At 46.9% G+C, this 23528-nt stretch carries 22 protein-coding genes; 1 reads left to right on the forward strand and 21 read right to left on the reverse strand.

All coding sequences use genetic code 11. The features are described from left to right. Positions 1 to 11 precede the first annotated feature (11 nt). The 12 genes from AC4OGX_RS08965 to fliE all read right to left on the reverse strand — a co-directional run bounded on the left by AC4OGX_RS08965 (position 12) and on the right by fliE (position 11045). The gene (locus AC4OGX_RS08965; protein WP_493329908.1) at positions 12 to 890 is read right to left on the reverse strand and encodes a motility protein A; all 879 of its coding nucleotides are present in this window, start codon (positions 888 to 890) and stop codon (positions 12 to 14) included. A 30-nt stretch (positions 891 to 920) separates the two neighbouring features. After that, positions 921 to 1124: a flagellar FlbD family protein gene (locus AC4OGX_RS08970; protein WP_493329967.1), complete on the reverse strand. Its 204-nt coding sequence runs from the start codon at positions 1122 to 1124 to the stop codon at positions 921 to 923. Positions 1125 to 1169: 45 nt separating this feature from the next. After that, entirely contained in the window at positions 1170 to 2840 is a 1671-nt protein-coding gene (locus tag AC4OGX_RS08975) for a flagellar hook protein FlgE (protein WP_493329909.1), read from the reverse strand. 67 nt (positions 2841 to 2907) lie between these two features. Next, a complete protein-coding gene (locus AC4OGX_RS08980) occupies positions 2908 to 3315 on the reverse strand; it encodes a TIGR02530 family flagellar biosynthesis protein (RefSeq protein WP_493329910.1) in 408 nt (135 codons plus the stop codon). Next, the gene (locus AC4OGX_RS08985; RefSeq protein WP_493329912.1) at positions 3296 to 3817 is read right to left on the reverse strand and encodes a flagellar hook capping FlgD N-terminal domain-containing protein; all 522 of its coding nucleotides are present in this window, start codon (positions 3815 to 3817) and stop codon (positions 3296 to 3298) included. The genes AC4OGX_RS08980 and AC4OGX_RS08985 overlap by 20 nt, the downstream gene beginning before the upstream one ends. Before the next feature lie 15 nt (positions 3818 to 3832). Next, complete coding sequence (locus tag AC4OGX_RS08990; protein WP_493329914.1) at positions 3833 to 5374, reverse strand: flagellar hook-length control protein FliK; 1542 nt, start codon at positions 5372 to 5374, stop codon at positions 3833 to 3835. Between the two features lie 44 nt (positions 5375 to 5418). After that, positions 5419 to 5868, reverse strand: a complete 450-nt coding sequence (gene fliJ / locus AC4OGX_RS08995) for a flagellar export protein FliJ (protein WP_493329915.1) — start codon at positions 5866 to 5868, stop codon at positions 5419 to 5421. A gap of 11 nt (positions 5869 to 5879) precedes the next feature. Beyond that, positions 5880 to 7184, reverse strand: a complete 1305-nt coding sequence (locus AC4OGX_RS09000) for a FliI/YscN family ATPase (RefSeq protein ID WP_493329969.1) — start codon at positions 7182 to 7184, stop codon at positions 5880 to 5882. A gap of 43 nt (positions 7185 to 7227) precedes the next feature. After that, positions 7228 to 7992 carry a FliH/SctL family protein gene (locus AC4OGX_RS09005; protein WP_493329918.1) on the reverse strand — a complete coding sequence of 255 codons (765 nt, stop codon included), beginning with the start codon at positions 7990 to 7992 and terminating at the stop codon, positions 7228 to 7230. Beyond that, positions 7967 to 8974: a flagellar motor switch protein FliG gene (gene fliG / locus AC4OGX_RS09010; RefSeq protein WP_493329920.1), complete on the reverse strand. Its 1008-nt coding sequence runs from the start codon at positions 8972 to 8974 to the stop codon at positions 7967 to 7969. Before fliG ends, AC4OGX_RS09005 begins: the two co-directional genes overlap by 26 nt. Before the next feature lie 3 nt (positions 8975 to 8977). Beyond that, entirely contained in the window at positions 8978 to 10585 is a 1608-nt protein-coding gene (gene fliF, locus AC4OGX_RS09015) for a flagellar basal-body MS-ring/collar protein FliF (protein ID WP_493329922.1), read from the reverse strand. 151 nt (positions 10586 to 10736) lie between these two features. Continuing rightward, positions 10737 to 11045 carry a flagellar hook-basal body complex protein FliE gene (gene fliE / locus AC4OGX_RS09020; protein ID WP_493329970.1) on the reverse strand — a complete coding sequence of 103 codons (309 nt, stop codon included), beginning with the start codon at positions 11043 to 11045 and terminating at the stop codon, positions 10737 to 10739. 466 nt (positions 11046 to 11511) lie between these two features. Here fliE and AC4OGX_RS09025 point away from each other — a divergent pair, with 466 nt between their 5' ends. Continuing rightward, on the forward strand, positions 11512 to 12786 hold the full coding sequence (locus AC4OGX_RS09025; protein ID WP_493329924.1) for a dicarboxylate/amino acid:cation symporter: 1275 nt from the start codon (positions 11512 to 11514) through the stop codon (positions 12784 to 12786). A 132-nt stretch (positions 12787 to 12918) separates the two neighbouring features. On the opposite strand, the gene AC4OGX_RS09030 is transcribed toward AC4OGX_RS09025, so the two are convergent. From AC4OGX_RS09030 to AC4OGX_RS09070, 9 genes are read right to left on the reverse strand one after another with little or no spacing between them, the layout of a single operon-like run. Then, positions 12919 to 13884 (reverse strand): ROK family protein, encoded by a 966-nt coding sequence (locus AC4OGX_RS09030; protein ID WP_493329925.1) that lies wholly within the window; start codon positions 13882 to 13884, stop codon positions 12919 to 12921. Then, complete coding sequence (locus AC4OGX_RS09035) at positions 13850 to 15052, reverse strand: ROK family protein (protein ID WP_493329927.1); 1203 nt, start codon at positions 15050 to 15052, stop codon at positions 13850 to 13852. Before AC4OGX_RS09035 ends, AC4OGX_RS09030 begins: the two co-directional genes overlap by 35 nt. 57 nt (positions 15053 to 15109) lie before the next feature. Next, positions 15110 to 16024: a glycyl-radical enzyme activating protein gene (locus AC4OGX_RS09040; protein WP_493329928.1), complete on the reverse strand. Its 915-nt coding sequence runs from the start codon at positions 16022 to 16024 to the stop codon at positions 15110 to 15112. Further along, positions 16021 to 18384, reverse strand: coding sequence for a pyruvate formate lyase family protein (locus AC4OGX_RS09045; protein WP_493329929.1), 2364 nt, complete (start codon positions 18382 to 18384; stop codon positions 16021 to 16023). The genes AC4OGX_RS09040 and AC4OGX_RS09045 overlap by 4 nt, the downstream gene beginning before the upstream one ends. Before the next feature lie 19 nt (positions 18385 to 18403). Then, positions 18404 to 19372, reverse strand: coding sequence for an ABC transporter permease (locus tag AC4OGX_RS09050; protein WP_493329931.1), 969 nt, complete (start codon positions 19370 to 19372; stop codon positions 18404 to 18406). Between the two features lie 16 nt (positions 19373 to 19388). After that, a complete protein-coding gene (locus AC4OGX_RS09055) occupies positions 19389 to 20873 on the reverse strand; it encodes a sugar ABC transporter ATP-binding protein (protein WP_493329933.1) in 1485 nt (494 codons plus the stop codon). Positions 20874 to 20887: 14 nt separating this feature from the next. Next, positions 20888 to 21886, reverse strand: coding sequence for a sugar ABC transporter substrate-binding protein (locus AC4OGX_RS09060; protein ID WP_493329934.1), 999 nt, complete (start codon positions 21884 to 21886; stop codon positions 20888 to 20890). Positions 21887 to 21918: 32 nt separating this feature from the next. Then, entirely contained in the window at positions 21919 to 22557 is a 639-nt protein-coding gene (deoC, locus tag AC4OGX_RS09065; RefSeq protein WP_493329972.1) for a deoxyribose-phosphate aldolase, read from the reverse strand. 42 nt (positions 22558 to 22599) lie between these two features. Further along, on the reverse strand, positions 22600 to 23349 hold the full coding sequence (locus AC4OGX_RS09070) for a glutamine amidotransferase (RefSeq protein ID WP_493329936.1): 750 nt from the start codon (positions 23347 to 23349) through the stop codon (positions 22600 to 22602). Between the last annotated feature and the right edge of the window lie 179 nt (positions 23350 to 23528).

The raw sequence follows: 23528 nt of genomic DNA on the forward strand, positions 1-23528 counted from the left end.
AATTCTTCCAACTATCCTTCTTTAACCTGTTCCTGTTTTTCTTTTCTCTTTCTTCTCTTTTTCTTCGGCTTTTCGCCCTTTGCTTCCCCTTCTTCTGACTGTACCTCTTCCATCAGCTTCATCTGGGTTGCAGGGAGCAGCTTATAAAGCTTCTCTTCTATAAATTTGGGATTCTCTCCCTCCTGTATCGCGATCACGCCTTCCATGATCAGCGTCTTACACAGGAATTCTTCGTCATGTCTGGCTTTCAGCTTATTTGCCATGGGTGTGAAGATCACATTGGCAAGCAGTGAACCGTATAAAGTGGTGATCAGAGCCACAGCCATGCCCTGCGCCAGCTTGTCCACATCAGACATGTTGCCGAGCATCAGGATCAGACCGATCAGCGTACCGATCATACCAAAAGCCGGAGCCGCCGAGGCGCCGCGTTCATAAAACTCCCGGTCCAGCGCATGTCTTTCATCTAACTGGGTCAGCTCCGTCTCCATCAGGTTCTTGACCTTTTCCAGATCCACAGAATCCACGACAAGAAGCAGGCTGTTATGTAAAAACGGGTCGTGGATATCGTTCAGCTTGTCCTCCAGGGATAGAAGTCCTTTCATCCTGGCCTCCTTTGCGATCTCTACGATCTGGTCAATATACTGGGCTGTATCATACTTCTCCGGCTTGAACACGATCTTTAGATGCTTTCCGATCTTCTTGAAATTCTTAGCCGGGAACGAGATCATCAGCACACCGATGGTCCCTCCTATCGTGATCGCAAAACTGGTAGGATCCAAGAATGCCTTTAGATTCGAAAACATGAAATGCATCGTCTCCGTATCAAAGACCATACCAAAGGTTACAAACCCTACCGCTACGATTATCCCCAAAATAGACATTATATCCATAATCTGCCTCCTGCCGCTCTCCTATGTTCCTTACTTCTCCATACAAAACAATCCTGCAAAAATCTTTCTCCTGTATTCCAGCACCTTACCGGCCACCTCGTTAGGAGTCTCCTTTACGATCATTTTCTTTCCGTTGGTCAGTGAAATGACTGTATCCGGATTCCCAAGGACTGTCTCGATCAGATCACAGTTCAGAATAAATTCTTCCCCGTTTAACTTTGTCAATGTAATCATCATTTTCCTCCATGATCATTTTCCCGATAGCCGTACAAAACATGATTATCGTTTCAGATTTACAAGTTCATTCAGGATCTCATCGGAAACTGTAATGATCCTGGAGTTTGCCTGGAAGCCTCTCTCGGTGATGATCATATCAGAAAACTCACTTGAGATATCCACGTTAGACATTTCCAGTGCAGATCCTTTGATCGCACCTGAGCCGCCCAGTCCCGGTGCTGTGCTTGTAGCTGCCCCAGAATTGGCTGTTGCCGCAAAGTAGGAATTTCCCACCTCCTCTAAGCCTGCCGGGTTCTCGAATGTCACCAGGTCGATCCTTCCCATCTGCCACTTTCCAAGGTTCGGATGGGTCGCCTCGATCACTCCCGTAGAGGTGATAGAGATAGAACAGCTTCCGATCGTCTGCGGTCCTCCCGCATTGCCCAGCTCCAGCTTAAAGGACTTTAATCCGATATCCTTTGACTGGGTGGATGCCTGCGCCATGAGTCCTGTCACCGTCTTAAATGCCGGTGTGTCCGTCTGGTCTTCCGGCTCCCCTGTCATTCCGCTGTCTTTCCTCCACGCACTTGAGATGGATGAAAATCCGGGATGGCTCATCTCGATATAGTCTCCGTCATCCTCATTCTTCAAAAGCACTGATTTCGCTGTTGTACTGTTGGATGTCACGATTCCGGTATAAACTTTGCCTCCCACCTCTGCGGTGATCGTCCAGTTTGCCGGTGCTGTATCGGTCGCCTTATTATAAAAAGCATTGTACGTCATTTCCCCGTTCCCCGTGAAAGGAGGGTCTATACTGACTGACTTGGGCATCATACTTCCGAAGATCCCCTTCGTCTTTAACTTATCCGGCAGCTTCACGCTTCCTTCCTTGATATTGAAGTTCGTACCGCATATCTCCTCACCTGTCAAACCTCCCGGCGGGAAGAGATTTTCATCCGGGATCGCCTGGATCGTAAAGTTTCCGGCCGGATGAGGACCGCCATTGGCCGAAGTGATAGCCTTATTCATCTTATCTGCCACATCTTCAAGATCTGTAAAGATGGCTGCCTCATTGACTCTGACCGTGATAGAGCTGCTTGTGATCTCATCCGGGTTCACAACGATATCGGAACCGTCCGGAAGAGAGGTATCTTTCAGGAAGTTGATGATGATATTTCCTGCATCGGTCGTATTCTCAGCGGTAACCGTAAAGCCGATCTCATTGATCGTCTCTGTACTGACAGCCCTTGTGGGCTCCACATTCGGCACGGTAAGCTGGATTCGTTCACTGGATCCCGCCCTTCCCAGAGGGTTGCCGGCAACACCAAGAACGATATTTCCGTTGGCATCGATCAGATTGCCGTTCGGATCGATGTTGAGCACTCCCGCCCTAGTGTAGAATACATTTCCGTCGCCATCCATGACCTGGAAAAAACCTTCTCCTGCGATCGCTAAATCCAGCGCATTATCTGTACTCTGGAAAGCGGAACGTCCCATATTCAAGTCGATGCCGCCCATCTGGGCTCCATAACCGACCTGGCTTGCATTCGTACCGCCCTGTGTTGCTGTGCCTGCCGTTGCACTGGATAAGGTCTGGTAAAAGACATCCTGGAATCTTGCACGGCTTGATTTGAATCCGTAGGTATTCACGTTGGCAATATTATTGCCTATGATATCCAGCCTTGTCTGGTGTGACTTCATTCCAGATACTGCTGAGTATAAAGATCTTAACATAATGTTTTCCTTTCTAACCGCCCATCCGTCCGTCATTCGGGATGGGGATAGCCTCCAAAAGGTCCGGCTATATCATAACGGTCCCATCAATATTAGTAAAAACTGTTCCTTTTAAATTCTCATCACTGACTACGGTGATCACCTTATTATTCTTTACGCTGACTACAAACGCTGTGGAATCTACAAGGATCAGCGGCTCCTTAAGTCCCTTTTCCTCTGCAAGCTTCACCCCCTCATTCAGACGTTCCATATGCTCTGTGGATACATTCACATTCCTTTGTACCACACGATCCATGGCATGTTTGGAAAACTCGATCCTGCTTTCCTTACTGACCTTCTGCTTTAGTATCTCCTGGAACGAGGCAGTGCTTTCTCCATCTGCGCTCTTATTTATTCCTTTATTCTGCTGCGCCTGCGGTACTGTGCCGGTATAGATCGGTGACTGCAGCCGTTTGTTATACAGAATCGGATCCATCTTCTTCCCCCTTTCCCCCGTTGTCTGTATCATTCCCCTTATCCGGGTCTTTGTTATCCCCGGCTCCGCCTGTCTGTCCCTTTTCTGTGACCTGCATGATCTGGTCCATGGTAAAGCCCTGTGAGCCGATATAAAACATGAACTTATTGTCTACAAATGACACCTTATCCACGATTCCCTCTGTCCGGTCCAGGTCGCCGTTTACATTCAGCTTTGCAGCGACAACGTTTTTTCCGATCAGAGAAGTCAAAAATGTGGTCTTGGAATTATAGGACATCTCCTGCATCTGCTGCAGTGTCGTGAATTGCGCCAGCTGCGCCATATACTGTGTATCATCGACCGGATTCATAAAGTCCTGGTTCCGAAGCTGTGCCACCATCAGATTCAGGAAATCCTCGATCGACACATCCTGTTCGGACGGGTCAGCATAGACCGCATCAATCACATTTCCTGGCTGGTTCAATCGATCCTGGGAGGTTACTCCCGACATATCTAACGGCATATTTCCTCCTTTTCTCTACACGTAAGCATTCCAATTCCCCGGTGTATATGCTGTCTCACCTGGAATTCCCGGGATCTTTGTTTCTTCACGGCTCTCAGGCATCTCATCCTGCATGCTGCCGTAATGGCGGATCCCTCCGTTATTCCCTGCATAAAACAAATTTCTGTTCTGCTGGGAAAGGTTTTGCTGATAGGTCATCATATCAAAATTCTCTGTCTGGCTCTGGTAGATCTCCTTTACCTCCGCGTTCAGCGGCCTTAACATCTCTTTGAGGTTCATCATCTCACCTGCCAGCATCTTCTGCGTCTGTTCACTGGTCACCCCAATGCTCATAGCGATCCTGTCCCCGGCATGTTCCATATGGATCAGGATCTCGCCCAGTCCTTCCGGCTTTAACCGGATCGTGAAGGTATCCAGCTTTTGAGATATTCCCCTCTCAAGGCCTGTCTGAAACTGCTCCATGACCGGCTTCGGTGCTTCTGTCTGTTTCATCTGTCCGGCTTCATAAGTCCCTGACAGACTTCTGGCTGCAAGCTTTCCCGGATCGATAAATACCTGCTCATCCACATACTTCTGCAGCTCCTCTACATTCGCACTCTTTCCCGCCTTTTCAGTGGTTTTCTGTATCTGTGATATGCTGTTCCCTCCTGACATCTGCTTTAGGATCCCTGCCTGGTCTTTTAAAGCTTCCCCGGCGCTTCCTCCTGTACTGCCCGGGTGCTCCTGCCGGCCTGCTGCCTGGGTGCTTTCCGGCTTTCCGGCCGTCTTTTCCAAGTTCCATCCTTCCGTCTGCTTTGTCATGGTTCCTTCGGTCTGACCTGCTGCCTGACTCGTTTGAACATCCTTTACCGCCTGCTCACCTGCCTGTTTCGGCATGCCTGTCTCTTCCTGCGGTTCAGGGCTTAGACCCGTGCCATCCTGCTGTCTCTTTTCTGCCATGTTCAGTGCTTCCAGAAGCTCCTGGTCTGCTTTTGTCAACGTCTGTCTGTCCTGTACCGTCTGCAATATCTCTCCATCCGATACACCGGATCCATTCTCTCCTGCCAGTACTGACGAACCTCCTGCTGTTTCAGCGAAACCCGCACCTGCCAGATCAAATCCCTGACTGCCTGTTATCTGTGCCCCGGCCTTTACAACAGCTTTGGCATCATTCTCTGCCATTTCCTGCTGTCCCTGCTCCGTCTGCACAGTGCCTGACTTCTGTGCTTCCTGCACCGGATCCGCTTCCTGACTGTCTTGAATTCCTGTCTCCCGGATGTCAGATTCCTTTTTTTCTGCCTGTTTTCCTGCCTTCTTTGCCTCTTTGGAAGCCGCCTGATCCAGATTTTTTTCATAGGACTTCTCAAGTGTCTCCCTGGCAGCTCTGCTTTGGTCCGCCTTTTTCCTGACATGCTTCTGTCCGTCCGGCTGCTCTGCCTTTGCATCAAAACTGCTGTATCGACTCTCTTTCTGAATCCTCTGGTTCAGGATATCCATGAAATCTGACCCCTGGAGCTTACTTTTTGTCCCCGGTCTGATCGTGGACCTTTCTGCACTGCCCACATTCTGCATCCTCATTCTCTTCTCACCTGCCTTTCTTTATTGTTTTTAAAAACTTTATATTAGGAAACGCCCTGTCGCACAAACTTGCCGGAGACATGTTCCGATACGGTATTCTCCTGCTCCTTTGCCTCGGCATAGTGGTATTCCTCCAGCTTTTTGTCCCTAAGCTTTTCCAGCTTAGTGACCTCCCTGGACGCCTCAACCACAACTTCCCTCTGTCGTTCGATCCTCGCTTCCACAATCTGAAGCTTATGCTTGATCCCTTCTAACTGAACCTTTCCATTCTCTAACATCATCGTAAATGCCCGGATCTGGAAAATGGTAGTTCCGTTTCTGATCTCCTGATCCATCTCGGCATGTATTTTTTCAAGCTGTGATACCATATGTTCCCTCTGCTTTTCAAATCCTCGCTTTTCTTCCATCATCTGCCCCATCAGATTCTTTTCCTTCTGCAGATTCTGCTGTTGGAAATCCAACATCCTTCCCAGAGAAAACTGAAACTTTTTCACTTATATTCCTCCTACTCCACCAGACTGATCAGCTGTATCACAGTCTCATCCAGCGTATAACTCTCATCCACATTCTGCCTCAGAAAATCATACAGGCGCTCAATTCTTGCAACTGCCTCGTCCAATTCCTGATTGGAGCCTTTTTTATATGCCCCGATAGAGATCAGATCAAAATTGGCTTCGTACAGGGAAAGCATCTTCCTGAAACGAGATGCCGCCTCCTTATGCTCCGGCAGGACGATATCATTCATCAGACGGCTGATGCTCGCCAATACGTCAATGGCAGGATACCGATTGGACATCGCCACCTTCCGTGACAGCATGATATGTCCGTCTATGATTCCTCTTACAGTATCAGATACCGGTTCATTCGAGTCATCTCCCTCCACCAGCACCGTATAGATGCCTGTGATCGAGCCCTCTTTAAAATTCCCTGATCGTTCCAAAAGCTTAGGAAGGTCCGAATATATGGACGGCGTATACCCTCTTGCAACCGGAGGTTCCCCGATGCTCAATCCGATCTCACGCTGTGCCATCGCAAACCGGGTGAGGGAATCCATCATCAGGAGGACGTCCATCCCCTGATCCTTGAAGTACTCTGCGATCGTGGTCGCCGTCATGGTACATTTGGAGCGCATCATCGCGGACTGGTTCGAGGTCGCGACCACTAAAACGGTCCGCTTCATACCTTCTTCCCCAAGATCCTTGTTAATAAACTCCACGACCTCACGGCTTCTTTCCCCTACAAGGGCGATGACATTGACATCTGCCTTGACATTCTTGGCAATCATCCCCATCAGGGTACTCTTTCCCACTCCGCTTCCCGAGAAGATCCCGATCCTCTGCCCTTTTCCCACAGTCAGCAGTCCGTCAATGGCCTTGACCCCAAGCTGGATAGGCGTATCGATCCTGGGGCGTTCCATGGGATTGGACATTTGTCCGGTAATGGGATAATAATATTCCCCGCAGATCGGTCCTTTCCCGTCTATAGGACTGCCCAGTGCATCCACCGTGCGCCCCACAAGAGCATTCGTCACCGGGATCCGCAGCTTGTCCCCGGTATTTTTCACTGCGCTGCCATAGCCGATCCCTTCCATCTCATCATAAGGCATCAAAAGCACCTTATTCTCACGGAACCCCACCACCTCCGCATAAAACCGTTCCTCACTTTTGGGTGCCTCGATCTCGCAGACATCTCCTATATTGCAGACCGGTCCGGTAGCCTCGATGGTCATGCCGACGATCTTGTCGATCCTGCCCATCTGTGTGTACAGACTCGCATTCTCTATCGTGTTCCTGATCATTCTAATATCCATAAAACCGCCATTCTCTATCTGTACTCTATCTGTTCCTTCTTCGTTATCCTTCATTCCTTAACAGCTCCAGCTGTTCCCGCAGGTTCTCAAGCTGAACGTCTACAGATGCATCTATGATCCCATCCTCTGTCTCTACCCTGCAGGTACCAGGAGGCATCGGAACGCCTTTCACCTTGATCGTGTTCTGGTAACGCTCCCTGACAGGCTCCAGCTCCTGATCCATCCGATCGATCAACTGCATCATATGATCCGAAACTTGTAAACTAATATGTTTCTTATCTTTTTCTGACATGACCACTGCACGTGCAAGCTCCTGCAGCTCATTCTCATCTTCTTCAATGTGCTTATGCAGGATCTTCTCAGCCATGGCCAGGGACAGCTCTATGAGCTCACCGTTTAAGGCCTCCATGTTCTGCTTTAGCGTACCCCTGATCTCGCAGAGTTCCTCCTGCATCAGCGCCAGTGCCTTTCCAGTTTGAGATGAAGCCTTTAAAAGCCCCTCCTCATATCCTTCTTTGACTGCCTTTAGCCGGACTCTTTTTACATCCTCCTCCGCAGTGCTTACGATCTTATCCCGTTTCGCATACGCTCCTTCTAAGATGCGCGCCGCCGACTGATTGGCCCGCTGCCTTGCCTCCTCATAGATCTGTTGTACCTGCATCTCTATGAGGTCCGGCTGGTTCTCCTGCTGCCTGACTGCCTCTTCCTCGAAGCCGTCTGTGCCTTCTTTATATAATTCGATCCGGTTTCGTTCGAATATCGTCTCTTCTGATTTGATCACTCTAAACAATGAAATCATCCTTTCCATCCTTGGTGATGACAAGCTCTCCGCTCTCCTCCAGCCTGCGGATGGTGGATACGATCCGCTGCTGTGCCTCCAGTACATCGCTCATGCGGATATTATGCAGATATTCAATATCTGTGCGGATCGAATCACGCATTCTGGATGACATATTGGAAAATATCGCGTTGGAAACATCCTGATTGGTTGCCTTGAGTGCCACAGCCAGATCCTTGGAATCCACCTCTCTGATGAAACGCTGGATGGACATCGGATCGAGAAATGCGATATCCTCGAACACAAACATCAGCTTTCTGACACTGTCCGCCAAAGGTGCATCTTTCAAGGACAGCTCCTCAAAGATATCCTTCTCCGTGCTTCGGTCTACATTATTCATGATGTCAGCCACATAATTGAGGCCGCCTACCTCCATCATCTCCTCAGATGCAGAAGTATCCAGCTTGCTTCCTACGACCTGCTCCACGATCCTGACGATTCCCGGGACTGCCCTGTCCATCTTAGCGACCCGCTCCACCACATCGGTCCTGATCTCCCGCGGGAGATTCTCGATGATCCTGGATGCCTGGTCCGGGCTTGCATAAGACAGGATCAGCGCCAGTGTCTGGGGATGTTCATTCTGGATGACTGTCATCAGTGTCTTATAGTCAACCTTCCGTAAAAATGCAAATGACTTGGTCTTAAGCGCTTTATTCACTCTTTCCATGAGATTTCGCGCCTGCTGCTGTCCGAATGTCTTCTCCAGGACTTCCTTCGCATAATCCTGCCCGCCCTCAGTGATCACCTTCTGGGCCAGACAGCAGTCATGGAACTCCCTTGCGATCTCCTGAAGCTCATCGTCCTTGATCTTCGGCATCCGGGAGAGTTCCACGGAAAGCAGTTCCACTTCACTTTCTTTAAGATACTTAAAAACTTCGGAGGCATATTCAGAACCAAGCATCGTAATCACAGTGGCAGCCTTTTCCGCCGCCCTTCTCTTTCCCTCTGCCATCTCTTATTCATCCTCCTTTAACCAGGAACTGATCATCGCAGCGGTGATCTCAGGATTGGCCTTGGCAAATATTTTTACTTCCTCTGAAGGGCTCTTCGGCCTCTTCGGCTCATTCTTGATCAGATTCTCAACTGCATCACTCTGAGCACGTTCCAGTATTCCTGTAGAATCCAGCTTCTCCTCTGCAAAGATCTGCTCTTCCTCTGCGTCCTTTTTCTTATGTAAACGATGTACAAGCACAGCGGTGAGGATGATCAAAAGCAGGATCAACGCCCCCGCCCCGATCAGGATCCATGGATTCATCCCCTCGAGTCTCGTAAGAAATCCGCTGACCGCCTCCTTTGGTGCGTCTGCCTTTATAGGCTGGTTGAATCCTGTTACAACAATATCCTCCGGCGCGATATTCGCTGCCTTGGATGCAGAGTTAATAATGGCATTTCGTTTTGCCTCTGTCAGGTCACTGTCATTCACTGCGATCGCAACCGTAGCCTTTTCAAGCTTTACATTATCCTTTTCGATCTGCTTCTTGATATAGCTGATCACATAATCCATCTCACGGTAATAATCGTTCTTTGTACCGTCAGCATTGTTATTCTCATTCTCTGCGGTATAATCCGGCACATCCGTGTTGTTCTCTTCCCCGGCCACGCCGCCTGCCGCATTTCCTGTCCCATTCCCCGTATTACTTTCTACACTATGCTCTACAATGCCTTTCCCGTTATCCTTTGGCACATACTCAAAATCTTCCGTGATCATCTTATCGTAATCGATCACAACAGTAGCCGAAACACGGTACTGCTCCGGTGAGTAGCCTAAAGACAAAACATTCTCGATCTTTTTGGTCAGCTTAGATTCTACTTTTGATTCAAAATCCAGCCGTTCTATTCCGTCCAGGCCGTCAGACACAGAAGAATCTCCCTCGAATTCCTGCATCGTATCCGCGTTCACGACCGTAACGTGCTCCGGCAGAAGATTCGGCACACTGTCCGAGATCAGATTCTTGATCGCCGAAACCTTCTCCGCAGAAAGCTCGTATCCCGGTGCCAGGGTAAGAGAGACAGACCCCGTACTGCTGGAATCCTCGTCCTCCCACACATAAGTGCCCTCATCCGGTACATTCAGAGTCACAATAGCGTTCTTCACACCGGACATATCCTTTAGAGTCCTCTCGATCCTGTCCTGAAGGTTTAAAAGAAGATACTGCTTCTTCTCAAATTCCGTGGTCGTAAATCCCGTATTATCAGAAAAAATGTCAAAAGGCAGGGTCGTTTTCGGATACCCTAAAGCAGACATATCAAGCATGATATCACCAGCCTGGCTGGACTTTACCATCACCTCTCCGTCTGCATTCCTTTTGACATCTACGTCCCGGCTCTCCAGGACCGCATATATTTCTGCATTCTCCTCCTGGCTCATGCCGGGGAACAACACTTCATAATTTCCTTTACTCACATTAATAACCACAGTTATAACAATTGCTGTTATCACTGCGGCTATCAGTAAGATCACGATACCTTTTTTCTCTTTTATTACTTTCCGTACTTTATCAATGGCAGAACCTAACTTTTGGTTGTCTGCTGCCTTCTTTTTCAGTTTGTCCGTCGCGCCCATAATCCACCGTTATCTTAATTTTATCTCATTCCTGAATCTCTATCTATTATGTATGCCAATCTATTCTGCCCTGTCACTGCTCAAACGCCGCCAGTCTATGTACCTGTACCTATACTTCTTGAACTACTAATATTCAAGAAGATTTGCTCTTCTATACCTGCATGTTCATGATCTGGTTATATGCGCTAACCACCCTGCTTGTAAGCTGTGTGGTAAATTCTACCGCCGCAGTGCTCTGCTCGGCCTTGATCAAAGCGGTGTGAAGATCGTCGATCCCCCCGGACGCAAGAAGTTCATCCGCCTCATTGGAAGCCTTTTGTGCCTCCTCCATCTGCTTCATCGTATCCTCCAGAACCCGTTCAAAATTCCTGCCGGATACTTGCCCGCTTTCCTTTCCTGCACCGGAAACTTTCTCCAATGATTCTACTCCCGGCATCCTTGTGATTGGCACAATAAACATATCCATTCCCCATTTCCTGTAAATTCCACTTAAAATATTCATTTTCTCATATTATAGTAAAGTATATCACCTTTGTTTAAAATAGTCTATAGCGCAGGATCAATATTACATTTTTTTATGCAAAGTGCATGTAATATTTTCCATTTCCCCTTGTAAAACAAGGGGTTTCCGGGAATCGGCATGATATTTTTTTGAGATATATGATTCTCAAAAAATATGATTATAAAGTGATTTTTTTCACAATCCCCCCTCACTTATTATCTAATCATCATGAGACAGCAAAATGCTTTTCCGGTGCTTAGATTCCCCTGCGGGTTACAGGCAGAAGGGGTAGGATCCTGACAGGATGTAAATTTTTTATAGTTTTTCAGAGTATTTTTGTAGTTTTTTGTAGGTTATTACTAAGATGGTGGTAAGAAAAATGAATGAACGTAATATTTTTTAACAATTGAAGGGAGATCACAATATGAAAAAACTGAAATTATCACTGCCGGTTTTGATTATGCTTGGTATGGTGCTTGGTATTCTGGGAGGGATTCCGTTCCAAAAGAATCCTGAGTTCGCTGTTGAATATATCAAGCCATTCGGAACGCTGTTTTTGAACCTGATCAAAATGATCGTTGTCCCGGTAGTACTCTGCTCTATCATCAGCGGGGTCATCTCTATGAAAGATATCCGCAAAGTCGGCTCCGTAGGGCTTAAAAGCGTATCCTTCTACTTAGCGACGACCGCCGTTGCCGTTACGCTGGGAATGATTTTTGCAAATGTAAGCAGGGTTGGCACAGGATTTCATTTTGCAAGCGAAAGCCTGACCTTTGAATCCGTAGAAACACCCAGCTTTATGGACACACTGTTGAATATTTTCCCCTCTAATGCCGTCGAACCGCTTGTTTCCGCGACCATGCTCCAGGTCATCGTACTGGCTCTGTTCTTTGGCTTCGGTATCATCCTGGCTGGTGAAAAGGGAGAACCTCTGGGAAGGCTGATCGACAGCATGACGGAGGTATGTCTCCAGATCATGGGAATCATCATCAAACTTTCTCCGATCGGTGTCTTTGCCCTCCTGCTTCCGGTCGTTGCAGAGAACGGTCCGTCCGTACTGCTGCCTCTATTAAAGCTGATCGTCGTGATCTACCTTGCATATATTTTCCACATGGCAGTTGTATTCTCAGCCACAACGAAAGGACTTGCAAGGATGTCACCAGTTAAGTTCTTCAAAGAAATGATGCCTGCAATGACCATGGCATTCTCCTCCTCCAGTTCTGTAGGCGCACTGCCGCTGAACATTGAATGTACCCAGAAGCTGGGGGCCAAAAAAGAGATCACCAGCTTCGTGCTCCCGCTGGGCGCTACGATCAATATGAACGGGACCTCCATTTATCAGGGTGTGTGTGCAATTTTTATCGCTAACGTATTCGGAATCCATCTGTCACTGACACAACAGATCATGGTAGTCCTCACCGCCACACTTGCTTCCGTAGGAACCGCAGGCGTTCCCGGCTCCGGTGTCATCATGCTCTCTATGGTACTCCAAAGTGCCGGGCTGCCGCTGGAGGGGATCGCACTCATCGCAGGAATCGACCGTATCCTGGATATGGGCCGCACCGTTGTCAACATCACCGGTGATGCTAACTGCGCGATCTGCATCTCAAAAGCAGAGGACCGCAAAGCTGCACGTAAGGCTGCGAAAGAAACTGCACATGGGATCGGATTCAATCGGGCTGAACCCACTGCAGAATAATGAAGAAAAGGGACAGAGCAAAGGGGTCAGACCCCTTTGCTCTGTCCCTTTTCTTCGCGCGAAACTAAAAAGATCACTCAGTCAACTTTTTTATTACGTTGTCTGAGTGATCTTTTTCACATTTCCTATGTCTTACCTGATTCCTGTCCCTTTATATATAAATGCCGCCCCTATCATCGGAGCATCACTCCCAAGCTTTGCCTGTATGACTGCAAGCCTGTTCTGGCGTGTCCAGGAATGATAACCATATTGTAAGATATATTTCTGCAGCGGCTTTAATATTAATTCTTCATGTTCACATAATCCTCCGCTGATAATGATCGCTTCTGTAGATAGGATCCCGACCAGATTGGCTAATCCCATCGCTAACATCTGTACACTGTGTTCGATCAGCTGAAGCGCCGGGCCATATCCCTGGTAAGCAAGTTCAAACACTGACTCAGCCCCTTCTTTCATTCCTTCCAGCTTCTCCGGAAAGAGTTCCAGTGCCTGGTCATATATCCCATTTCCAGATGCATACTTTTCGAGGCATCCTTTATTCCCGCAATTACAGTTTCGTCCGTCCTTCTCGATTATGATATGTCCTATTTCCCCCGCACAATGCATGGCTCCTGCAAAAATCCTGTTATTTACGATGATTCCGCCGCCGATCCCTGTGCCTAACGTGATACACGCCATGTCTGCAAATCCGATCCCTGCCCCGAATTCATGTTCTGCCAAGGCTCCTGCCCATGAGTCCTGGATGATCATGATCTCCTGTTTTAAAAAAATAGTCTGGAAATATTCCTTAAGCGGCACCATATCCCAAAATAAATTGGGACAATACTCCACGATGCCTCTTCTCATATCGACAGTCCCCGGAACCCCTATCCCGATAAAATCAATCTCATCGATACGGATCCTGCATTTTTCCGCCAGGTGCTTTAATTCGGATCCTATCCTGTCAATAAAGATCTCAATATCTTCACTCTGCTGGGATGCGATCTTTACTTTATCCACAATGACTCCCGTTTTATGGAAAATCCCAATGTTGACCTTTGTGCCTCCTATGTCTATTCCTACATTATATTTGCATTGTTTCAACCCATTCACCGCCATTTTCACTTATGTTCGTTTGGAATTTAGGTTGTTCAAAGAATTTTTCCAGTACAAACTGGCAGGCTCCCATACCATACTCATCTTTCTTATGGATGCTCAGCCTTACGGTTGGCTGTTTTACACTAAAGTTAACGGAATTTTCCGCCACGCTCTCTTGAATACTTTGAAAGAATATGTGGTCTTCATTACACCGCAGGTCGCCGATCACAACATTTAATATGTCATACGTCTTGATAGCATTCGTGATCCCTATGCCGAAATAATTCCCGGCTTTCCGAAAAATTTCACATGCATCTTCATCGCCATTGTCTGCTGCCAGAACAAGTGCATCGTACCCCAGCTTACATCCGGTGATCTCTTCATAAGACTTCTCGATGCTTCTCTTGGAACAATATACTTCCAGGCAGTCCTTTAATCCGCAATTGCACAGCCTGCCCTGGGCACCGATCCTGGTATGGCCGATATACCCGGCGTTCCCGAAAATCCCTTCATAGACCTCCCCGTTGATGATCGGTGCCATACCGATACCAGAACGGTGAAGAATATAAAGCATATTTTCATTTTCCGACTCGATCTCCATATGTCCAAGCAGATGTGTATCATTTCTAACATAAATAGGAAAATCAAAGGCTTCGCCTAATTCCCTTGCAATGTCATAATTCTCCCACCCGCGTATACGGCTGATCTTCTCTGCAATATTCTGCTGAAGATTCATAACACCCGGAAGGCCGATCCCCATTCCAATTATCTTATCACGGCTGATCTTAGCCTCCACAAAGGCCCTGCTCACGTGCTCAATGACAGAGTCCTTGATCTCCCTGCCATCGGCATTCTCAGAGACCTCCCACTGCCTGGAATATGCGATCGATCCGTCCAGCCTGGAGATTGCCATATAGATTGGTGCCACGTCGATATCGATCCCAATTGCATAATACACATCCCTGCTCAAAGAGTATAGAATTGGCTGACGCCCTACAGACTGCCTGACATTTCCTCTTTTTTCGATCAGCTTCTGCTGGGAAAGCTCTTTCATCATGGTCAGGACCGTAGTGCGGCTAAGCCTCGTCTGATTGATGATCTCTTCCGTTGTGATCTTCTTATTTTTTTTTATTGAATCTAATACCAACGCCTGATTGGCCATCTTTACTATGTTCGTATTCTTTAACATCACATATGCTCCTGGTAATTTATTCCACATTTTGATTATATACTTTCAGAGATTTATTTACAAGTTCCAGCCTCCCACATTTACTTTGAATCCTTCATTCTCAGCCTCTTGCCTGCATTTCTCTGCAACCTCATCTGAACACTCTCTCCACGCATCCATTTCATACTCCTGTCCTGAAAGCCTGTATTTTGATGCTCCTAATTGATGGAACGGGAGGATATGGATCTCTCTAACCGATGGAAAACGTTTCAGATAGTCTAAAATCTTCTGGAATTCTTTCCCGTCATTCACGCCCTCGATCAAGGGAATCCTGATCACTACATTTTTCCCTGTCTGGATCAAGTGTTCCAGGTTTGCCTTTATTTTTTCATTCCCCTGCCCCGTCCATTTTTTATGAAGGTCAGGAGTGATCAGTTTGATATCATATAAAAATAAATCTACATCATCTTCCATTACTGCCAATGCCTCTGGTTCACAGAAGCCACATGTCTCAACTGCCGTGTGGATTCCCCGGGCCTTTGCCTTTTTAAGCAGCAGAGAAGCATACTCAGGAAACATGGTACACTCTCCGCCGCTCAAGGTAATACCTCCCCCGGTATTTTTAAAGAACACCTCGTCTTTTATTACCTCTTCAAACACTTCCTCCGCAGACCGTGCCTCCCCGCAGACCTCCCGCGCCTGCTGCCGGCAGTAACGTGTACATTCCCCACATGCAGTGCATAGACTCCGATCCAGCAGTATTTCTCCCAGAGCCCCTCTCCTGACTGCATGATGGAAGCATTTTTCAATACAGATCCCGCATCCGGTGCATTTGGAGGCATCAAACATGACCTTCGGAGTATTATAAAAATTCTCCGGATTCTGACACCATCTACACCGCAGAGGGCACCCCATAAAAAACACGACTGTCCTGATTCCCGGCCCGTCATACACACAAAACTTCTGGATATTAGAAATAAATACTTTACTCACTTAATCAAGGCTCCTTTTGAGAATCTCTGAATAATATTTTCCTGCTGTGCCGGGGACATCGCGATAAAATATGCGGACAGGCCGCCCATCCTGACCATCAGATTCCGATGATTTTCCGGATGAAGCCTGGCATCTTTTAATTCCTCAATATCGCATGTAGTAATCGTAGCGATACAGCCGCCCAGCTCACAGAAGGATTTCAGAATACCGGTCATCCTCATGGTTCCCACTTCTCCCTGGAAGTCATTAGCATTCAGTGAAATATCAAGAGGACAGCCGCAGTAATACTTTAGTAATTCCGGCTTTGTAGCACTCTTGATCACTGCCGTTGGCCCCTGGATATCCATTCCCGGTGTCGGGGCATAGTTTGGTGCCAGTGCCTCTCTTGCTTTCCTGCCATCGGGACTTGCGCTTAAGTTCCAGCCAAGCGCCGCATAATTCTCGAACGTACCGATTCCACAGGGCACCATAATTTCATTCTGCTTCGTTCTCCACTGTGTGATATGATCCTCAAAATCACGGATAACGCGCAGCAGGATCTCATCTGCATAATCATCATCATTTCCATATTTCGGACATTGGGTCCTTACTTTATGAAGAAGCTCTTCATAGCCCTCCCAGTTATGGATCACCGCATCCCGGAATTCCTCTAATGTAGCTGCATGGTCATCAAACACCAGCTTTTTGATAGCTGCCAGCGAATCTACAGTATCTGAAAGCCCTGTGATCAATACTAAATGGAAGGTATACGGCACGATCGCCCTGTCCGTCAGATCCCTGCCCTTTTGGATACAGTTTTCAAATATAGAAGACATCAGTGGATCCGGTGCAACTGCGCAGGATAACCCCAGATTTTCAAGTCGTTTCTCCACCTGCAGATCGATCTGGGAGTTTACCTGCTTACAATAAGCCTGATAGAAACTCTCAAAATCCTGATATCCGGACAGCTCTCCCGTATCAATGCCCTCCTGTTCCCCTGTAAGCAGTGTCTCACCTCTGGTCAATACCCATTCCAGACAGCGCAGGTTCTGTACGTGTGCATAGCTGAAATGGCTTTTTCCAGGAATCAGGCATTCCCAGCAGCCATCATTCGTATAATTTCTTGCATCCTCTATAGGTACCCCGATTTCCACAAATCCTGGTATGATCAGATCGTCATTGTAGATCGCCGGTTCCCCCTGGCTGTGTTTTAGGCATTCGGACAGTGCCATCCAGAAGCTTTCCGGGGTCTTTTTCGATACCCTTGCTGACAGCGTTGGCATTACAAAATCCATCTCAAACCTAAGCTTGAGAAGTTCAAAGGAGACCTCATTGGTTCCATCTTCCCCGTTCGGTCTAAGCCCGCCGATGACCATATTCATCAGCCAGTCATTCGCTGACTGCCCGAAGTTAAAATTATTCTCACTATATGGATCGTCCTCATCCTTCCACATCAGGCTTCTGCTGTCATAGCTGCCGCTTTCATGCCCCCCTGTCTCCTCCATATCATTCGCAAACTCGGGAGGAACGCCCTGGGAAAACACCCCGAAATCATAATGATTCTCACATTTTTTTGTATCTGTACAGACTCTTTCATTGCATTTTGCAAGGAAGGATCCCAACAAATCCCTGGCCTCTTCCTTTGTGATTCTTCCTGCCTCGATATCTGCCTTATAAAACGGATAAACATTCTGATCCACACGTCCAAGAGGTACAAATTCCCCGCCGCTGTTCACCAGACAATAGGTAAACCAATATGCCTGCAGTGCCTCCCACAGTGTCTGTGCCGGAAAATATGGCACTCTGCTGCAGTTCTTATAAATCTGGAAGAGTTCTTTCCTTCTTTCCGGCTCCTTTTCTGCCACACTCAGCTTTAACGCTTCCTGTGCATGGCGCTGTGCAAAAGCTAATACACCTTCGATTCCGGCCAGCATTGCTCTATACTCTGCGACCGCTTTCATATCTGTCTCTTCTGCTTCATATTGTTTCTCGACCGCTGTTTCTATTTCTTCCATGATTCCTTTGAACCCGACATTTAAAACTTTCTCCCAGTACGGCGGATGATGCCCCCATATCGACTTCTCGTTTAGTTTAAACTTTGCACCGTACGCTTCCTCCTCAGGCGTTGCATATTTGGGTACGACCGAACCAAATCCTACACTGTTCATATTGGGATTTCCTACGATCAGTTCATCCGGTTTGATGATAACCGGCAGGTTTTCTCCCAAAAACTTAGATGAAAGCCCTTTTCTAACTACAAGTGGTTCATCCTTATTCTCATCGTTCAGGATATTAATATCTGAAAAATACCAAATATTCGGGTCATGGAATTCAATATCAAAAACCCTGGCTTTAATCTTCTTTAGTCTTTCAGAAAGCATAGACTACTCCTTTCTTGTCCTAGGAACGGACACGGCTGCTTTTTGACAGCAGATTCAATTTTAAGATCTGATCGATGCTGACCGCAAAGAGAAGTACTAATCCCTTGATCAGCTGCTGATAATATGTGGAAACATTCATCATGACCAGGCCGCTGGACAGAATGCCCATGATCAAGATACCGAAAACAACTCCGCTAAACTTTCCTTCCCCTCCTGAGACACTGATACCGCCTAATACAACTGCTGTGATCGCGGACATCTCATATCCTTCCCCTGCATTGGGCTGTCCGGAACTGAGTCTTGATAGTTCAATGATCCCGGCAAGTGCTGCCAGCCCGCCTGAAATTGCATAGGTCATAACAAGGCGCCTGTTTACATTGATTCCCGAAAGTCTGGATGCTTCATTATTTCCTCCGATCGCATATAAATAACGTCCGAATTTTGTCTTATTGATTACATACCATCCTATCACTAAAACAACAATCAGCAGGATGACGGGTACCGGTATCCCTGCAATATATCCTTTTCCGATAAAATCAAAGGCTTTCGGAAAACCGTATACCGTATAGCCACCCGTCATTATGTAAGCCAGCCCACGGATGGCTGTCTGTGTTCCAAGAGTCGCGATCAACGGAGGTATCTTAATGTATGTAATGAACAGTCCATTGATCAATCCTGCCGCCAGCCCTGTGAGAAGTGCGATCAGGATCGCCACCCACATATTCATTTTCAGATTCACCATGCACATACTACATGTCACAGACGAAATAGCCACCACGGCACTGACCGAAAGATCGATTCCGCCTGTCAGCATAGCCATTGTCATACCAAGGGAAATAATCCCTGTAACAGCCGTCTGTCTGAGCATGTTCCAGATATTGCCGACAGACAAAAACGTTTCTGTCCTCAACGCAAAGAATATAAATAGTAATACCAAGATTACAGCAGTTCCATATTTCTGGAACACTTCGCCTTTTCTCTTTTTCATAAAAGCTCCTTTCAACCTAGTCCTCATGTAAAGCAATATCCAGTATCTGTTCCTGTGTACAGTCCTCGCTGTCCACTTCCCCGGCGATCTTCCCGTGTCTCATAATAATGATACGGTCGGAAACGCCGATCAGTTCCGGCATCTCTGATGAGATCATGATGATCCCGATTCCCTGCTTCGCCAAATCCTTCATGATCTGATAAATTTCCTGTTTTACTCCAATATCAATTCCGCGGGTGGGTTCGTCAAAAATGATGATCTTTGAATCTGTCAGAAGCCATTTTGCAAGCACAACCTTCTGTTGGTTTCCTCCCGAGAGACTCGATACAAGATATTCAAGCCCGGCACATTTTGTTTTTAGCTTATCAGCATATTCCTGTGCCGTATTGATCTCTGCTTTCTTATTGATCGTGGGTCTATGTCTGATCACTTTATCGAGAGAACTGATCATAATATTCTCCCGGATACTTCTTTTTAAGATAAGCCCTTCTGTTTTCCTGTTCTCCGTAATAAATGCGATGCCATGTCTGATCGCCTCCCTGGGGCTTCTGATGGTAACTGCCTTCCCCATTACCTCAATCTTACCCGTTGCATAATCTGCACCGAAAATTGCTCTGGCAACTTCCGTTCTGCCCGCACCTACTAATCCGCCAAATCCCAGGATTTCCCCCTCATGGAGTTCAAAGCTTACATCCTTCACATAAGAATTCTTTAGGTGTTCCACCTTTAATATTACCTTGTCCGTACCAAAATGCCCCGGCGGAAACTGTTTTCCCAGCTCCCTTCCCACCATTTTGGCAATGAGCTGTTCTCTCGTACAGGAACCGACCGGAAGTGTTTCTACATATTCCCCATCACGCAGGATCGTGACATCATCCGCGATCTCATCCAATTCCTCCATACGATGTGAAATATATATAATAGACACTCCCTGTTTCTTTAATCTGCGGATGAGCTGAAACAGCGCATTCACCTCTGAGTCAGACAGCGCCGCTGTAGGCTCATCTAAAATCAAAAGCTTCACCTGTTTCGACGCTGTCTTTGCTATTTCTACCATCTGTTGATAAGCCACCGGAAGATTCTTGACCTGTGCCCTGACGTCGATATCAACACCCAGCATTTCAAATATCTCCCCAGCCTTTTTGTAATACTGCTTCCTATCTAAGTGGATCCCTTTTACTGGTTCATTTCCCAGAAACATATTATCAGCCACTGTCAGATAAGGGACCAGGTTAAATTCCTGGTATACTACCCCGATTCCCAGCTCCAGAGCCTGTTTCGGCCCGAACCCCTGATACGTCTGTCCCTCATATTCGATCGTTCCACTGTCGGGGCGTATCGCCCCGGCCAGTGTTTTGATCAGAGTGGATTTTCCTGCACCGTTTTCTCCCAGTAAAGCATGCACCGTGCCTCTTCTTACAGTAAGCTGCATGTGATTCAATGCCACAGTCCCACTGTAAGTTTTCACGATATCCTTCATTACCAGTAAATTATCTTGCATCCTGCCACCTCTTGCTATTTGCTTTCCTCTTTCACATCATCATAGGTAACTAACTTAGGTTCGATCACATATCTCCAATCCATTTTTTCTCCGTTTATTAGCTTCTCACAAATTTCTACATCCTGATATCCATTCTCCCTTGCAATGATATCCAATGTTGCCCGGAATGCACCGCCTTTTGCGATTGCCTGACGCCCCTCATCTGTATTATCAATTCCACCAATATAGAAATCATCTGTATCCTTCCCTGCTGCCTGTACTGCTGAATATGCCCCCAGCGCAATGGCGTCGTTCTGGCAGACGATCACCTTTAAGTTTGGATTTGCCTGGAGCAGTGAATCTGTTACAGACTGGCCGTCAGAGATCGTACTGGCATCCTGTCTTGCTACGACCTTCGCCTTTGGTGCAGCCTTTGTGATTCCTTCCTCCATACCATCTCCACGCGGAATGCAGGACGGATTGGAATCATAGTTTAACACCGCACATTCAACTGCTTCATCCCCAAAATTCTCAACGATCCAGTTTCCTGCGCCTTCTCCGGTCATCTCTCCCATCTGATATTCATCGGCAGAGGAGTATACATCACATTCATCTTCTTTGACCTCTATAGACTGTGCGACCACCTTGATCCCAGCTTCCCTTGCCTCCTTCAAAACACCCGAAACAGACTGCGGATCAATAGCTGCAACGATGATCGCATCTACTCCCATTGTAATAAAGTTCTCAATGTCCGATACCTGTTGGGAAGGTACGTTATTCGGGTCAGCGATTACCAGTTCATATCCTAATTCGTCACATTTTTCCTGTGCCCCATCTCTTACTTCCGTCCAGTACTGGCTGTCATATGCCCAAAGAGATAGACCTATCTTCTTTGCTTTTTTATCATCACTTTTACTCTCTGTCTTCTTGTCCCCGCTTTTTTGTGAACCGCCGTCCATACTGCATCCTGTCATCCCGAAAACTAATACCGCTGCTAACATGATCCCAACTAATTTTTTCATCCTCTTTTTCATTTTTCATCCTCCGTAATATAAGGTTCGTTCCATTACAACTTTGGTTCTTCATCTTTGACAATATAGATTCCTTTACTTGTTCCCATCCGACAGGCACCCGCTGCGATCATTTCGTCACAGATCTTCCGGTTGTTGATTCCCGTAGATGCTTTTACTTTCATGTCCCCTACCGTCTTTTTCATCAGTCTGACGTCTTCTACTGTTGCTCCGCCGCTTCCGAATCCGGTCGATGTCTTCACAAAATCTGCCCCCGCTGCTTTTGCCAGTTCACATGCCGTTACCTTCTCCTCGTCAGTCAGCAGACAGGTTTCAATGATGACTTTTACCTCTGCCTGCGGATGCGCAGCGTTTACTACAGCCTCTATATCTTTTTTTACATAATCATAATCTTTGTCCTTCAATGCACCTACATTGATGACCATATCCACTTCCTGCGCCCCATTCTTCACTGCTTCCAGTGCTTCCGCGGCTTTCATATATGTAGTATTCGCCCCGAGGGGAAAACCGATCACACTACAGGTGAGCACCTTGCTTCCCTTTAACTGCTCTGCTACATAAGCTACATTTCCCGGATTCACACAGACACTGGCAAATCCATATTCTTTTGCCTCGTCGCAAAATCTCTTTAATGTATCCTTTGTTGTATCTGCCTTTAATACTGTATGATCCATATATTTCGCATAACTTTTATCGTATCCCACTTAAAACGCCTCCTATTTCTCATGTCCAAGCCACTTTAAATAATTTGCAAAAAACAATCCATAAGATTCCCATTCTAAAAATGCAGGAGGGGCCCAATGTGGTGCAATGTCACTGGCAAATACTCCGCAGCGGCCTTTTTTGTAATCCCACACAGTTACAAATGCATCCGTTTCATTCACACTGGCAATTTCTAATGCTCCTTCTCTCGTCTTCAAACAGTTATATCCCAGAAAATATGGCCAGTCTCCTTCCACTTTGTCCAGGATAGGATGCTCCTTCACTTTGATCTGTGGAACAACTCCAGAAGGCTCCTCAATCCGGTCATCATAGTTCAGAAGGCTTACCGGAAGAATCCTGGCAAGCGGTGTGATCCCGAATCTCGCTTTTCCCATAAAGCCGGAAAATCCCATATACCCTCCGCACATGAGCAGACCGCCGCCATGCTCTACATAACTGCACAACTCTTTTAATCTGTTGGGGATCCTCTCACAGTTGTGCTGCACCTTGGGATGCAGCAAGAGGGAGCTGCTGCCAATGTCGCTGATGATGATCACCTGGTATGTCCTCATCTCTTCCTCTGTCATCGGAAAGTCCGTTGAAGCACGGTGTCCCGGGATATAAGTAAACTCAATCCCGTAGCCTGCTGTCTTCTCCATGAAGTCTCCTGCCGCTTCTGTAAAAGAACTCATGCCAATTACATCCAGTCCCACAGCATTCTCACCTCTTGATACCCAGCTTTCTCCTACTAATAAAACTTTCAAAACTCTACCATCTCACTTTCACCACAAATTTTTTTAAGGTTTTTTGAAACTACCCTAATCATACAATCACGCTTCTATTTTGTCAATCAATTAAGTATAAGTGTTGTACTTAATTAACAAATTTGTCAATAGTCACAGTTTTCATCTGCATTTTTTATGCATTTTTCCTTACATTTTGT

It is taken from the genome of Faecalicatena sp. (assembly GCF_058819085.1).